13 protein-coding genes are annotated in these 12,209 nt (G+C 66.1%); 7 read left to right on the forward strand and 6 right to left on the reverse strand.

What is annotated here, in order from left to right; translation table 11 throughout:
* Positions 1 to 29: 29 nt before the first annotated feature.
* Positions 30 to 923 carry a DUF4437 domain-containing protein gene (locus IBJ82_RS03285; protein ID WP_194824437.1) on the reverse strand — a complete coding sequence of 298 codons (894 nt, stop codon included), beginning with the start codon at positions 921 to 923 and terminating at the stop codon, positions 30 to 32.
* An 83-nt stretch (positions 924 to 1,006) separates the two neighbouring features.
* On the opposite strand from IBJ82_RS03285, the gene IBJ82_RS03290 reads away from it, so the two are divergent.
* The 4 genes from IBJ82_RS03290 to IBJ82_RS03305 all read left to right on the forward strand — a co-directional run bounded on the left by IBJ82_RS03290 (position 1,007) and on the right by IBJ82_RS03305 (position 4,016).
* The gene (locus IBJ82_RS03290) at positions 1,007 to 1,603 is read left to right on the forward strand and encodes a TetR/AcrR family transcriptional regulator (RefSeq protein WP_194824438.1); all 597 of its coding nucleotides are present in this window, start codon (positions 1,007 to 1,009) and stop codon (positions 1,601 to 1,603) included.
* Positions 1,600 to 2,343 (forward strand): arylmalonate decarboxylase, encoded by a 744-nt coding sequence (locus IBJ82_RS03295; RefSeq protein ID WP_194824439.1) that lies wholly within the window; start codon positions 1,600 to 1,602, stop codon positions 2,341 to 2,343. The genes IBJ82_RS03290 and IBJ82_RS03295 overlap by 4 nt, the downstream gene beginning before the upstream one ends.
* A gap of 90 nt (positions 2,344 to 2,433) precedes the next feature.
* A complete protein-coding gene (locus IBJ82_RS03300; RefSeq protein WP_194824440.1) occupies positions 2,434 to 3,123 on the forward strand; it encodes a hypothetical protein in 690 nt (229 codons plus the stop codon).
* 71 nt (positions 3,124 to 3,194) lie between these two features.
* Positions 3,195 to 4,016: a class II glutamine amidotransferase gene (locus tag IBJ82_RS03305; protein ID WP_194824441.1), complete on the forward strand. Its 822-nt coding sequence runs from the start codon at positions 3,195 to 3,197 to the stop codon at positions 4,014 to 4,016.
* Between the two features lie 34 nt (positions 4,017 to 4,050).
* Here IBJ82_RS03305 and IBJ82_RS03310 read toward each other — a convergent pair whose 3' ends face one another.
* From IBJ82_RS03310 to IBJ82_RS03330, 5 genes are all read right to left on the reverse strand, one after another.
* Positions 4,051 to 5,757: a SulP family inorganic anion transporter gene (locus IBJ82_RS03310; protein ID WP_194824442.1), complete on the reverse strand. Its 1,707-nt coding sequence runs from the start codon at positions 5,755 to 5,757 to the stop codon at positions 4,051 to 4,053.
* A gap of 132 nt (positions 5,758 to 5,889) precedes the next feature.
* Positions 5,890 to 6,141, reverse strand: a complete 252-nt coding sequence (locus IBJ82_RS03315) for a three-helix bundle dimerization domain-containing protein (RefSeq protein WP_370585122.1) — start codon at positions 6,139 to 6,141, stop codon at positions 5,890 to 5,892.
* A gap of 34 nt (positions 6,142 to 6,175) precedes the next feature.
* Positions 6,176 to 7,303: a glutamate--cysteine ligase gene (locus IBJ82_RS03320; protein WP_194824443.1), complete on the reverse strand. Its 1,128-nt coding sequence runs from the start codon at positions 7,301 to 7,303 to the stop codon at positions 6,176 to 6,178.
* A gap of 65 nt (positions 7,304 to 7,368) precedes the next feature.
* Positions 7,369 to 7,800 (reverse strand): acetyltransferase, encoded by a 432-nt coding sequence (locus IBJ82_RS03325; protein ID WP_194824444.1) that lies wholly within the window; start codon positions 7,798 to 7,800, stop codon positions 7,369 to 7,371.
* Between the two features lie 468 nt (positions 7,801 to 8,268).
* Positions 8,269 to 8,784: a MarR family winged helix-turn-helix transcriptional regulator gene (locus IBJ82_RS03330; RefSeq protein WP_194824445.1), complete on the reverse strand. Its 516-nt coding sequence runs from the start codon at positions 8,782 to 8,784 to the stop codon at positions 8,269 to 8,271.
* Positions 8,785 to 8,874: 90 nt separating this feature from the next.
* Between IBJ82_RS03330 and IBJ82_RS03335 the strand changes: the two genes are divergently transcribed.
* From IBJ82_RS03335 to IBJ82_RS03345, 3 genes are all read left to right on the forward strand, one after another.
* Complete coding sequence (locus tag IBJ82_RS03335) at positions 8,875 to 10,980, forward strand: MMPL family transporter (RefSeq protein ID WP_194824446.1); 2,106 nt, start codon at positions 8,875 to 8,877, stop codon at positions 10,978 to 10,980.
* A 75-nt stretch (positions 10,981 to 11,055) separates the two neighbouring features.
* On the forward strand, positions 11,056 to 11,517 hold the full coding sequence (locus IBJ82_RS03340) for a DUF5990 family protein (protein WP_370585123.1): 462 nt from the start codon (positions 11,056 to 11,058) through the stop codon (positions 11,515 to 11,517).
* A gap of 74 nt (positions 11,518 to 11,591) precedes the next feature.
* Positions 11,592 to 12,185: a hypothetical protein gene (locus IBJ82_RS03345; RefSeq protein WP_194824447.1), complete on the forward strand. Its 594-nt coding sequence runs from the start codon at positions 11,592 to 11,594 to the stop codon at positions 12,183 to 12,185.
* Positions 12,186 to 12,209: the final 24 nt, after the last annotated feature.

Genomic DNA, 12,209 nt, shown 5'->3' on the forward strand with positions numbered 1-12,209 from the left:
GCGCCGCGGGGAGCGACGGCGGTGTCGTATCACTGGTAGGTGGGGTCGGTCCACTGTCCGATGGAACGGGAGCGGACCGGCTCGACCAGCCGTGGTGCGAGGCTGTGCGCGAAGTCCGGTCCCCAGTTCGTCGGGTCGCCGGATATTTCGATCTTGGCGTTGTCGGTGTACCAGTCGACGAGATCGGCATCGGAGCGCACGATCCAGGTGCACCCGTGTTCCGCGTCGGCGGTGAAGTCGCCGTGGCGAATCAGGGCCGGCCGCCAGAAATAGGTTCCGGGCCACATCTTTCCGAAGTTGTAGTCGAAACCACCGTCGAGGCAGTAGGCCTCCTCGCTGCACGGGTGATGAGCGAGGGGTTCCTCGCGCCATCCTGGCTTGGCCTTGATGAGACGGGTGTAGAAGCCGGTCGTCACGTCGCGCTGCAGGAGTTTGATGTAGAGGCCGGGAACGGGGGTGCCGCCCAGGTCGAAGCGCATCGGGCTGCCGTCCTTGACGTCGATCCACGGCATCGCGGCGGTGTCGAGGACGACCAGTTTCTGGTCTTCGCGGACGAAATCGCGGTCCGCGTCGGCGATATCGAAGTGCCAGTCGCCGCCTTCGCGGAAGAGCAGGATCTCGGTGCCCGCGGCCACGGAGACGGCCGGTGTCCACACCCCGGTCGGCGCCATCCAGAAGCCGTGGGGACCGAGTTCGGTATCGCCGATGGTGACCTGTCCGGACAGCACGTACCACTCGGTCGCGGCGTGGTGTACGCCGGCGGGCCGCGACCAGTCACTGGTGAAGCGGACCTTGAGCGAGGCGGAGCCGTCTTCCTCGTCGTAGCTGAGATTGCGTTGTTCGGCACTGCCGGTGGCGTGCTGGAACTCGGCGGGGTGCTGGATCAGATCGCGTTCGTCGATGATCTCGACATGTGGACGCATGGGGTCCTCCTGAAGCGAGCGGTAATTCCACTACAGAATGTACTGGTTATGAATAACCAAGACAAGATGTATCGTTTATTCCTGTGAGTAAGCCAGGACGCCCCGCCGGTCCCGCCGCCGAGACCGCACAGCTCGTGCTCTCCGCGGCCTTGGATCTGCTGCTCACCGAGGGCGGCGCCGCGTTGACGCCGCAACGCCTGCACGCGGTGACGGGCGTGGCCAGGACCACGATCTACCGGCACTGGCCGATGCCGCGTGACTTCCTCGCGGCCCTGATCGCCGTCGCCCCGCACCCGGGTCCGCAACCGTCCGGCGACCCGGCCGCCGATCTACACGCCGAAGTCGATCTGCTGTGTGATCGCCTGCGCGACAAACCCGTTGCCGCCTTCCTGCGCGCGCTCGTCACCGCCTCGTCGACCGATCCGGACTGCGTGCCGCTGCGTCAGCGTTACGTCATGGACTTGCTCGCACCGGTCCATCGTTCGGTCCGCGCCCTCGCTGGAGACGCCGACTGTGACGTCGAGGAGGCCGCCATGGCGATTGTCTCGCCGTTGCTCGTCGAAGCGCTGCTGCTCGACCGGACGGCCGATCGGAACCGGGCGCATCGCGCCGTCGACGACCTACTTGCGCGGGTTACCGACCCGACGCGCCACCCGACATCCCGAGGAATGAGCAGATGACCAACGCTGTCGGCACCCGAGCCGTCTTCGGTGTGATCGTGCCGAGCACGAACACTGTTGTCGAACACGACTATTGGCGGGCCGCGCTGCCCGGCATCACCTTTCGTTCGGGATCGATGTACATCCCGAACCCGGTGATGGGCAACGACGAGGACTTCCGAGCCCTCCTCGGTCAGATTCGCGCCTCCATCGATACCGCGGTGCGCGATGTGCTGACCGCCGAACCCGATCGCCTGGTGATGGGCATGTCCGCCGAGACCTTCTGGGGTGGGGTGGCGGGCAACGAGGCCTTCGAACAGCGCCTGCGCGAGCGCACCGGATTACCCGTGACGACCGGTGCGAGCGCCTGCCGGGCCGCCCTCGGTGAACTCGGTTGCCGTCGGATCGCGGTGTTCTCGCCGTATCAGCCGATCGCGGACCGAGAGGTCGGCCGGTTCTTCACCGAGGCGGGATTCGACGTCGCCGCGATCACCGGACTGCGCTGTGCGACCGCGACCGACATTGCCCGCGTCGAGGCTGACCGTCTACGCGAGGTCGTCGCCGACCTCGACGGACCGGATGTGCAGGCAATCGTCCAGGTGGGCACCAACCTGTCCTTCGTCGCCCTCGCCGACCAGTTGGAGCGGGAACTCGGCAAGCCCGTTGTCGCCATCAACGCCGCCACGCTGTGGCATGCGCTGCGCGAACACGGCCTGGACGACCGTGCGCAGGGTGCGGGCAGGCTGCTGCGCGAGCACTGACTTCTGCGGCGCGACATCGCGAGCGCTCTTGTTTCTCTCATCGGAACGGTGTTTCCTATACGAAAGCTTGTTCCAGGAATGGAGAATCGCGTGTTCGTATCAACTCGGCGTGTTTCCACACTCGCACTCGCCCTGGCCGCCGTGGCGCTGAGCCCGCTCTCGGCGGCGCCCGCGGCGGCGGACCCGACCGACTACGGCAACCTGTGTATTCGCGCGCAGACGCAGACCGCGGATCTACACCCGCGCAAGTTCGAACACGCGGGCGGAACGCTCGACAATGTCGATTATCCGGACGCGGCCTCCTTCGCCACGTCCAAGCCACAGCTTCGCCCGCTCACCACCACGCGGTACACAACCTATGAGGACGCCGCGAAAACCCAGCCGAAACAGGTGCGGTGCAAGGGGAAATCGGCCGATCACATCGCCGCCGAATACGGTGCCCGCGTCACGGGCGAGGAAGGCACCTGCGCGGAGGTCAACGAGCGGACGGTGCGCGAGGTCACCAAGGATCTCACCAACGACGAACGAAAAGCGTTGGTGCACAAGTCTCGCGACATCGTCATCGACCCGGACACCGTCGCGGCCACCGGTCAGGACTGGGTCGCCGAATTCCCCGCCACGACCATCGATGCCGGCGGAGTCCTGCATATCCCATCCAAGGCTTTGTACGTCCCCTACGACACCCCCGGTATCCCGGAGGCGTTCAAGGGGCAGCACTACTGCACGTTGGTCGCACACGCCTATCTGAAGCGAGTGATGCTCGGGCAGGTCACGTCGTAAGGGCGCGTCTCATATCGCGGCCTCTTACCATCGGCAGTCGGGTCTGTTTGAATAGATGCATGTGCAGATGGATGGCTTATTCAGGGGAGCCGATTCTCGCTGAAGAACTGTTGTTCAAACCGCGGCACTCATTGATCGACCAGAGTTTGCATTCCCGTCTCGGCGCGACAACGACCAACGGGGACGGATTCGGGATCGGCTGGTATGGGGAGGGCGACGAGCCCGCGGTATTCAAGAGCACCGAACCGGCGTGGAACGATCGAAATCTGCGTGAGGTCGCCGGTCAGATCCGTACGTCGATGTTCCTCGCCCATATCCGCGCGTCGACCGGGACACCGGTGCAGCGCAGTAACTGCCATCCGTTCCGGCACGGGCGATGGCTGTGGATGCACAACGGAGCCCTGCGCGGGTTCCACGAGGTCCGCCGCGACCTGGTCACCGCGATCGATCCAGAATTGTTCGCCGATCTCGAAGGATCGACGGATTCGGAGACTCTGTTCTATCTGGCGTTGACCTTCGGCCTGACCGACGATCCCCTCGGTGCCGTCGCTCGCGCGGTCGGCTTCGTCGAAGATGTCGGTCGCATGCGCCGGGTGGAGAATCCGGTCCAGATGACCGTCGCGACGACCGATGGAAATTCCCTGTGGGTGTTTCGGTACTCGAGTGAACGACAGTCCAGATCGCTGTTCTTCTCGACAAAGATCGCTGACCTGCGGGCTCTGCATCCGGAGGTGGACGTCTTGCACCGACTCGGCGACCAGACCCGCTTCGTGGTGTCGGAACCACTGCGCGACCTTCCCGGCGCGTGGAACGAGGTGCCCGAATCCTGTGCCGTAACAGTGCGGGCCGGGGCGGACGAACTGGTGGATTTCCAGCCCGTTTCGCCGGTCTGAATTCGCGGGATCATTCAGTCGCGGTGGCGGCGGATCAACTGTCTGCCCCACGGTCGGTTCGATGGTGGAAAGCGTCGACCGCGGCTTCGATGGTGGGATAGAAGTGCGTCCTGTCGAACCGGTCACCGACGCCGAAGCGGATCAGTTTGTCTTTGATCGGTCCCTTCATCTCGGCGAATATCAACTGAATTGCTTTGCCTGCGAGGTAATTGTCGAGATCGACGAGTTCGTCTACCGCCGTCGTGTCGAGATCTGTGATGGGTTCGGCGGCGATGATGACCCAATCGATCGGGGGCGGAGCATCGGCGACGACCGAGCGAACATATTCGTCGAAGATCTGTCCGTTGGCGAAGAACAGGGGTGCGTCGAACCGCACCAGCACCAGGCCCGCGATGCGCTGCCCGTCGGGGTGGCGCTCGACGTCGTGGTAGCCGGGACGGTCCGTCGTCCGGACGAGTTCGGTGCGGTAGGGCTGCCAGGCCCGGGCGACCACCGCGACGAAGGAGAGCCCGATCGCGACGATGATGCCCTGCAGCACGCCGACCAACGCGACCCCGACGAACGCGGCCGTCGCGAGGGCGAATTCCACCGAACTCATGTGCCACATCCGGACCATGCCGCGGATGTCGATCAACGCGGTGGCCGCGACGATCACGACCGCCCCGAGTGTGGCGTCGGGCAGGTACGCGGTGAGTCCGGGGGCGAGCAGCACGAAGAGCAGAACGGCGAGTGCGCCGACGACGCCCGCCAATTGTGTACGGGCGCCGCTCTGTTCGGCGACCGGAGTTCGTGACCCGCTCGCGGAGACGGGAAATCCACCGAACAATCCACCCGCCACATTGGCGACCCCGATCGCCTTCATCTCGGTGCTGCCGTTGACATCTTCCCCGTGCCTTGAAGCGAAGGTCCGCGACAGCACGCCGCTGTCGGCGAACGCGATCAGCGCGATCCCCGCCGCGGGTCCGATCAGGTGCCCGATGTCGTCCCAGCCGATTCCGCCGATGGAAGGCAGCGGCAGGCCTTCGGGCAGGGCGCCGACCATGCCGATGTCGTCGGTGAGTCCGGCGGCGGCCGAGATCACGATGGCGCCGGCGACCGCGACCAACACCCCCGGTATCGCGGGCAGCCACCAGCGGAAGGCCACGATGACAGCGAGCGTGCCGAGGCCGATAGCGGCCGCGACGGGATCGATATCGCTGTGGACCACAGCCTGCCCGATCTCGGCGATTTCGGCGATCACGCCGGTGGCATCGACGGAGAAGCCGAGCAGTTTGGGAAGTTGCCCGACGACGACGATGAGCGCGATCGCGTTCAGGTAGCCGAGCCGGATGGGCTTGGACAGCAGTTCGGTGACGAACCCGAGACGAAGGAATCCACCGACGAGCAGAATGAGCCCGACGAGGACGGCAAGGACTCCCGCCAGGGCCAGCGCACGGTCGGGATCGTCGACGGCGGCCAGTGGCAGCACCGCGGCCGCGATCAGCGGGGCGAGTGAGGAATCCGGGCCGAGCACCAGGATTCTGGACGGCCCGACCACCGCGTAGGCCAGCAGCGGCACGATGGTCGCGTAGAGCCCGGCGTACGCGGGAAGTCCCGCTGCTTCGGCATAGCCCATACCGGCGGGGATCAACAACGCGGTCAGGACGAGGCCCGCGGTGACATCGGCGCGCAGCCACGCACGGCGATATCCGCGGGCTGTCGCGATCCCGGGTAAGGCGGTGACGCGGTCCTTCCACGACATGGTCGGGTGCCTCAGCGCACTCGTGTGCGGGCGTAGGCGGTCGCCACCGGACCGGCGTGCACCGTGTGCGTGGCGGCCATAGCGCGCCGTCCTTCTCTCAATGGGGACCCTTCAGCAGGGTGGGCGAATCCACTAGATCGTAGCCATCGACGGGGCGCTGCGTGGGTCCTCGCCGGTGACCTCGATCGGATAGACACCGACAGCTTGCCGAGCGGCCTTTTCGACGAGCAGCGGAACGAAATCGCGGATACGGGCCTCGGCGAACCGCTCATGGATACGGCGAACCAGAAGCTCGATCTCCGTCGGTGATTCCGCGGGGAAACGGGCGATCAGGCGTTCTATCACCTGATCGATCTGCACAGATTCGTTGTCGTTGCGCATCATCCACCGCCTGCTCGCTCAGGAATCACCTGTCTGGTCATATCGCCCGCTGGGAACCGTCGTCTTCGCACCCTTCGACGGTCAGGCGCGAGAGCACAGCCACGACGTCGGCCGGGTCGCCGGCCAGCAGGGCGCCGCGTTGCCGGACGGCGCCGTTGCCGCTGGTGAGTACTGCCGCCAACGCGTCGCGGGTGAATTCGTAGTCACCGGATTCCGCCAGGGCGGAACGGACGTGGCAGAGCAGTTGGCTGAGGGCCGTGCGAAATCGAGGGCTGGAGAGTCCGTCGCGGGCGGCGTAGTTGCACGCTGAGCGCAGGCGCGTGCGGGCGATCGGAACGGCGAGGTGCCCACGGTCGATGGCAGCGACCGAGGTGATGGCGAGGGCCCGCACCAGACTCGCCAACAGGGCGGTTTCCACGATGGTGGCGGGCACGTCGCTGATTCGGATCTCGATGGTCGGCAGGTGAGCGGACAATCGCACATCCCAATAGACCATCGCGCGGTCGAGAACGTGTCCGTCCTCGGCGAGGCCCGCGACGATGTCGTCATAGTGGGCTGCTGACCGGAAATACGGTGGTGGGCCCGCGCTGGGCCACTGTGCCCACACCATGTGGCGCCAACTGGCGTGCCCGGTATCGATGCCCTCGGCGATCGGCGAATTCGCTGTCAACGCCAGCAGCGTGGGCAGCCATGGACGCAGGTGATTGCTGACCTGCACCGCGAGGTCGCGCTCGGGGACGCAGATATGGACATGACAACCGCAGGTCACCTGCTCGGCCAGCGCCCCGAAGTGTTCGGCCATGCGCCGGTATCTCGGTGTATCGGTGATGGAACCGGTAGGCGGGCCCCAGATCGGCACCCCCACCGCCAGCGGAAGCGAACCGGACCGAGCCGCGGCGGCGATGATCGCGACCCTGGCCCGTCGAACCTCGCGATGTACCTCCTCGATACTCGCGCAGACGGGGGTGCAGGTCTCGATCTGGCATTGCGAGAGTTCCAGCTGCACCTCGACGCCGGTCTCGGCTGCCGCCACAGTGGTGCTGGTCAGGGAAGGGTATCCGGTGGCCGGGTCGATCAGCACGAACTCTTCCTCGACGCCGACGGTGTACGCGCGGACATCGTTGGGGTGCAACCGATCGCGTTGGTCGATCGACAGGGACGCCATCGTTCCTCCTGGTCGGCGCCTCGCTCGCCGGTGGACGAGCTATCGGGGAGACATCCGAGGAGGACTCAGCGTTCGGGTCGCCAGGTGGAGACAGCCCAGATGATCACGACACTCAGCGCGATGATCACGATGGACCATGCCGGGTAATAGGGCAGCGACATGAAGTTCGCGACAATGACCAACGCGGCGATTCCCAGCGCGCTGTATCGACCCCACGTCGATCCGACCGCGAGCCCGATGCCGCAGATCAGCGCGAGCGCGCCGAGCACGACATGAATCCAGCCCCACGTCGTGGTGTCGAACTCGTAGACGTATTCGATGCCGGCGACATAGAGCTGGTCGTCCACGATCGCGGAGATCCCCTGCAGAATGGAGACCGCCGCCAAGATGACGAGCATGAACGCGGCCGAGATGGATATCCCCTCGGCGACGGCCTGCCGCTGGAAGGGCTCGGCCTCGGGCGTGACGTTGTGCACCGCAGATGTGTTGCCGGTCATGGTCGACTCCTCGGTGATGCTGAGGACCGCCCACTCGACACCAAGCGATCCGCCGTTGAATGGATGCAGGTCCTGTCGGAAACTTCTACATGTTCGAATCCATTTGTCAGTGGACCACCGGTGGTGGTGCACGCGAATGTCCGCTCGGTGTCGTGGTGCATCATCGAGAATCGCATGCCCACGAAATGGTCTGCAGGGGTGCAGTATCCATATTCGTGGGTTGCTCAGAGTTTACCGGAGCAGATTCCTTTTAACAAGATGCGGCGCAATACCGAAGGGTGAATGTGATCGGGTGGCCGACCGTTGGCCAGGCAAGGATGCGTGGTCACGAGGTGTCACCGTCTGCCACCTGAAACAGAGCGACACCCCCGCTCGACCGATACTGCCTATCGAACGAAGCGATTGCCGGAGAATTGCCGTTTCCGGTGATCGGGGACAGGTCGCGTGCGTCAGCTCGGGCCGTGGTGCTTATTCGGCAGCATTCCCCGACGTCGGTAGCTCGGCGTAGAACTCGCGTAGCGCGGAGGTGACGCCGACGAGTACGCGGTGGGCGGCGGTCAGGTCGGCATCGGGCAGCGCGGCCAGCGCGGCGCGGGTGCGGGCGCTGAGTGGTCCGAAGAATCCGGACGCGACCGACATGCCCTGGTCGGTATAGCTCAGGTTGACTCGCCGTCGGTCCGTCGGGTCGGACATGCGTTCGAGGTGCCCGGATTCGATCATCCGCTCGACCAGGTAGGTGACGGCCGGTGCGGAGACGCCCATCAACTTGCTCAACTGGCCCGCACTCACCGGCGAGCCCTCCGCGTCGGCGGTCGCGACATGCATCAGGGCGCGGAAATCGTTCGGGCGCAGGTCGTTCGATCGCGCGAAGACATGACCGATCTGTTCGGAGATCGCGGTCAAGGCACGCAGGTCCCTGGCTATCTCGGTCTCCAACTCCGACCGGCCGACGGCTGGTTCTGTGTCGGCGGTGTCGTCATCCACGCGATCTCCTGTCTCTGTTCGACAGAGAGCTTAGCTGCCGCAACCATTGGTTTTGCCGATTGCTTAAGTTTCTGAAATAATTTTCCCGTGATGCGAGCGAGCAACGGAAACGGATGGGACCGCTTCGCCGGGTTGGTCACCGGCAGACGATCGTGGGCGGTGCTGCTGATTGTCGTCGCGGCCGCCATGGCCGTGATGGGGCTGGCGGGCAGCAACGACAGCGCGGGACAGGCGCCGGTGTCCTTGCCCCGGTCGGCGGAATCGGCCTCGGCCGCCGAAGCCGCCGCGAAATTCCCCGACGCGGGAACGGCCGCGGCGATCATGGTGGCGACACGCACCGACGACGGCACGCTGACGCCCGGCGACCTCGCCGCGGTGGACGCGGCGCTCACCCGCGTCGGCGTCTCGCCGACCGACGGCGCCCAGGTGATCCCGGCTCCCGACGGGCGCGCCGTGCTCGCCCAGATTCCGGTGTCCGCGCAGCTCAACGGGTTCGCGCTCACCGACCGGATCGGCGAACTGCGCACCGCGGTCGCCACCGATCTGCCCGATACCCTGCGCGTGCAGATCACCGGCGGCCCGGCGTTCGGCGCCGACATCGCCAACTCCTTCTCCGGCGCGAACTCGCTGTTGCTGATCGTCACCGCGATCGTGGTGATGGTCTTGCTCATCGTCACCTATCGCTCGCCGGTGTTGTGGCTGGTGCCGTTGACGGTGGTCGGCTTCGCCGACCGCGTCGCCACCAGCGTAGGCACGCTGTTGGCCGATCTGACCGGACTCGCTTTCGACGGCTCGACATCCGGCATCACCAGCGTTCTGGTGTTCGGGGCGGGAACCAATTACGCGCTGCTGTTGGTGTCGCGATATCGCGACGAACTGCATCGGCACACCGACCATCGAGCGGCGTTGCGCGCCGCGGTGCGTCGTGCCGCGCCCGCCATCGTCGCCAGCAATGTGACTGTTGTCCTCGCCCTGCTGACACTGCTGTTGGCGCTGCTGCCCAACACTCGCAGCCTCGGCGCGTTCGCCGCGGCCGGTCTCGTGGTCGCGCTGATCTTCGTGCTCGCCGCGCTGCCGCCCCTGCTGGCACTGTGCGGGCGACGGGTGTTCTGGCCGTTCGTGCCGCTGGCGGACGGTCGCGATACGGCCGAGCAGGGCGTCTGGGCGAGTGTCGCGACAAAGGTCGTGCGACGCCCGGCCGTCGTTGCCGGGGCGGCCTCGGCGGTGCTGATCGTCTTCGCGACCGGGCTCGCGACCACCGACATCGGCCTCTCGCGGACCGAGCAGTTCCGGGTCGAGGCCGAGTCGGTCGACGGACTGGAGACGATGGCCGAACACTTCCCGTCCGGCTCGTCGGATCCGGCTGTGGTGATCGCGCGCAGCGCGACCGCCGCGCAGACGCAGGCGGCACTGGACGGCGTGCAGGGCGTTTCCCGCGCCACCGCCACCGGCACGTCCGAGGTCGGTTCGACACGGTGGTCGGTCGTTCTGAACGCGGCGCCGGGCTCGGCGGAAGCGTTCACCACCATCTCGGCGATCAGGACAGCGGTCGGCGCGGTTCCCGGAGCCGAGGCCCTCGTCGGCGGTTCCGACGCCGAGGCGCTCGATATCCGCGACGCCGCCCGCCGAGACCAGGCGCTGGTCATTCCGCTGATCCTCGCCGTCGTGCTGCTGGTGTTGCTGGCACTCCTGCGCGCGGTGCCCGCCGCCGTGCTGCTCGTCGGCGTCACGGTGCTCAGCGCGGTCGCCGCGCTCGGCGCGGGCAGTTGGATCAGTGGCACGGTCTTCGGCTTCCCCGCGCTGGACACTAACGTGCCGCTGTTCGGCTTCCTCTTCCTGGTCGCGCTGGGGGTGGACTACACGATCTTCCTGGTGACCAGGGCGCGCGAGGAGGCGGGTACGCACGGCACCACCCAGGGGATGGTGCGCGCCGTAGCCTCGACGGGGGCCGTCATCACCAGCGCCGGTGTCGTCCTCGCCGCGGTGTTCTGTGTTCTCGGTGTGCTGCCGTTGATCACCCTGACCCAACTGGGCATCGTGGTCGGAATCGGCATCCTGCTCGATACGTTCGTGGTGCGGACGTTGGTCGTCCCCGCACTGTTCGCGCTACTCGGCGACAAAGTGTGGTGGCCGGGAGCGCCGGCGAAAGCTGTGGCGAAGTCGCCCGCTTCGAGCGAAACAGCCGACGTGAGCTGATCGTCTCACCGCTGAGACGTCGAGTTCGGCACCACACGTGCCGAACTCGACCGGGCGGTGTCCTTCGATCGGCGGGTGCACGAAGATGGTCGGATGCTCATCCGCATCGTGGGGACGCAACTGCCGGGGTTGTCCTGCCGACCGCCGGGGATCGAGACGGCGTACTCGAACATCCACGTGGGCGTGCAGCGGAAGAATCGTCCGCAGGAGTTACTCGACCTGCAGCGTGGCGACGCGGATTCTGTCACGTGGACTGTGGAGTGCACCCTCGACGGCGCCGACGTCCGCGGACCCTACATCCAAGGCAGACCAGGGGAGCGCTTCCTCTATCTCAGCTGGGGCACCGTCGATGACGCCGGAACCGTCACCATGTTCCGGCGGGCCAAACTGATGCTCGCCGATGTGCCTGCCGAGGTTCTGGCTGCCGCGACGGAATCGGGAGTGCTCGAGGCTCGACTCGGTCTCACCGATACGACCGGAAACCCGTTGTGCGCGAGGGTGAAACCAGCCCAGATCCGCTGGACTGCCGCGACCTGACCGCGGCGCCTGCCTCGATCGGCAGGTGCCGACAGACCCGGGACAAGGTCGGTCCCCGGTGGCAGGATGCGGAGGTGGGTGATTTCTTCGAACGGATCGTCGACCTCGAGGTGGCGGACGCGGACGCGAGTGCGTTGGCGGAGCGGATGGTCGACTGGATGGTGTCGCGACGATGGCTTCTTCGGGAAACCTCGCGCGACGCGATGTACAGCCTCCAAGTCGACGAAGGGTATGTGGCGGGCCCGGATTGGGCTGAGATCACCCAGAGCTGGGGCGAGGACTGGATCCCCGCGCCGGTGGCCGTGATCGTCGGCAGAAACGCCCACTACGCAGGCCAGGGTGGCATCGAACCGGCCGCCGCGATCTGTCCACACTGCGAGGCGACCACCGTGATCATCGACTACCCGCAGGCATGGGAAGCCGATCCCGCAGTGTGGCAACCATTTTCGGACGCGATCGACGCCTGGATCGAATCCGGTGCAGGTTCGGCAACCTGCGCCTCCTGCACCACGGCGAGTCCGATCACCACCTGGCGATGGGCCGACGATTTCGCCCTCGGCACCCTCGCCTTCGACTTCTGGGGCTGGCCACCCCTGACCGACGAGTTCATCACCGAGTTCACCGCCCAGTTGGGTCACCGGATCGAACACCACACGGGAAAGTTCTGATTCGGGGCCACCTGCGGCTGGTGC

Source organism: Nocardia sp. XZ_19_231 (assembly GCF_015355705.1).
Lineage (GTDB): Bacteria > Actinomycetota > Actinomycetes > Mycobacteriales > Mycobacteriaceae > Nocardia > Nocardia salmonicida.